Source organism: Acidobacteriota bacterium (assembly GCA_028874215.1).
GTDB lineage: Bacteria > Acidobacteriota > UBA6911 > RPQK01 > JAJDTT01 > JAJDTT01.
The window spans coordinates 486-2,526 of the sequence record JAPPLF010000075.1; the positions used below are offsets into that span (position 1 = coordinate 486).

Annotated in this window: 2 protein-coding genes; one reads left to right on the top strand and one right to left on the bottom strand. The window is 66.1% G+C overall.

Going from position 1 to position 2,041, the window contains the following annotated elements; all coding sequences use genetic code 11:
• Positions 1–91: 91 nt before the first annotated feature.
• The gene (locus tag OXT71_14970) at positions 92–979 is read right to left on the bottom strand and encodes a hypothetical protein (GenBank protein MDE2927695.1); all 888 of its coding nucleotides are present in this window, start codon (positions 977–979) and stop codon (positions 92–94) included.
• 577 nt (positions 980–1,556) lie between these two features.
• On the opposite strand from OXT71_14970, the gene OXT71_14975 reads away from it, so the two are divergent.
• Complete coding sequence (locus OXT71_14975; protein MDE2927696.1) at positions 1,557–1,850, top strand: hypothetical protein; 294 nt, start codon at positions 1,557–1,559, stop codon at positions 1,848–1,850.
• Positions 1,851–2,041: the final 191 nt, after the last annotated feature.

Here is a 2,041-nt window from a genome sequence, read left to right on the forward strand (position 1 = left end):
TCCACAGCGACGCCCGAGACGGCGGTGGCCGGGCCGTCACGGGCAAGCTGTTCGACTTTCCGGTCGCCAGACTCACGGACGGGGAGGGCGATCAGGCCGACCCGTCACTCCTCGGTCGGTCACATAATATCGTGTAGAGGACACTCAGGAGCTGCACAAGTGCCCGGAGCTTCGGGACCATCCTCACTACCAAAAGCAGCACCACCAGCACTTCACAGGGCCTTACGTTCTGGACGAGCTTTTTCCGGACCAGCTTGGCCTTGTCCGTGAGCCACGCCAAGAGTTCGATCAATCGACGGCGACCCTCCCCGCTCGCAGCCTGGGCGGCCTCCACGAGCTCCCGAAACCTTTCGCCGATCCAGTCTGGATCAAGTTCCGCCACCAGACCCTGAATGGCCCTCGTGGCCTCCTCGGCGATCCTGCCTGCCTCCTCCGGGCCGATCGCGGCCAGCGCGGGCATTGCGCCCCGAAGCGCCTTGCTCCACCGGCGCCCGCCCCGACGCTTGCCGTCGAGGTCAATTCCTTCCACCAACCGGCGCACAGCCTCCCCGACCTCGACTGGATCAAGCTCGGTGATCGCCTTCTGAAGTGGCTCATAGGCCTTGCGGGCCAGTTGGTCGGCCAACGCGGGATCGATTCTTCGGAACGCCCGTCGGAGCGCCTTGGCGACCCTTCGCGCGCTCGGCGCCTTGCCGGGTTGGAACTCCCGGACGATCTCCGCCAGCCGACGGACCCGAATCGCGACGACCACCGACTTGACTGCGCCGCCCGACCTACGCAGTGCGATGGTGATCGGCGCGGCGGGATTGACCCTGCGGGCCAAGCGCCCGATCCCGGAGAGCAACCGTCTCACGCGACCGGGAACCCGGCGCTGTTCATCCTCCTCGAACGGCTCGTCCGCCGGAATCTCGAATACGACAAGGTCGGTACCGGTGCCAGCGTCGTCCGAAACCAGTTCCTCCACCGGGACCTCGATCACTACAAGATCTGTGCCGGTGGCACCCCCGGGCTTCCGCCTTTTCCAAAAACGACGCATATGCACCCCAGTCCGTTTCTCGCCGCCTCGCTTTCACCGACCGGCAACTTGGGGGAGTGTCTGCCCGATGTCCATCTCGGCAAGTGATCCCGCAGAGTCGGGGGTCACGAAGGTCTTCGGGGACCGACCAGATACGCGACCGGCTGATGGGATACGACATCTTGGGATCGACGCTCGTGGCCCTGGTGGAGCCGAACGCCTGACCGATGCGGGGTTGCTCAGCGGGCCATCGACCAGTAAGACATCACCGGAGTCGAGGTCGGTCGCCACGAGTAGGGGTCTCGGACATCGGCAGCCCCATCCGGCCTCGGCTCGCTCCCGCCCGGGGGCGCGGGAGTCCCGCCATTCATTTCCGTTTTTCCCGCTTTGGCGGCGCGGTCCAGCAAGGTCCAGTACAGCGGCAGGAAGCGCAGATCATGCAGCCCTGTAAGACTTTAGACGATTTCCTGCCGGGATTCCGGCGATCCACACTCCGCTCTGTCGGCGTCACCATCGCGCCGTTCACGAGGGACGGATCAAGGTGTCTGTGAACGGCGACGGGACGGTGCTGTTCTTCACGCCGAAGGGAAGAATGCTGGTGGACGCGCCGAAGCGAGTTGAGCGGGCCGAAGCGCGGAAGCGGCGCGGGTGGGCGGATTCAGAGGAGCAGCGCTCGCACCCAGACCTGCGGCCCGTCCCATCGGTCCGTCCCGGCGCCCGGTCGACGGCTGAACGTACCCTGCTCTCAAACGGGGCTGCCCTCTATCGCGACGCCGACATCCCCTGGGAGATCGAGGCTGCAGCGCGGGAAGCCGTGGAGGAGTCTCTCGGATGATGGGGTCTTTCGCCAAGCCCCGTCACCACAGTCGCGGCGACTCCTCCGCGGCCGTCGTCACTCGCGCCTCTTCCTCGCCCCCCGGCGCCTCTTCCCATTCGTACTCGCGGTCGTGCACCCAGCGCTCGAACCACTCCAGGTGCACGTTGGCCTTGAAGAGCTGGTGCCGGAGTTCGGTCCAGCCGTGCCCC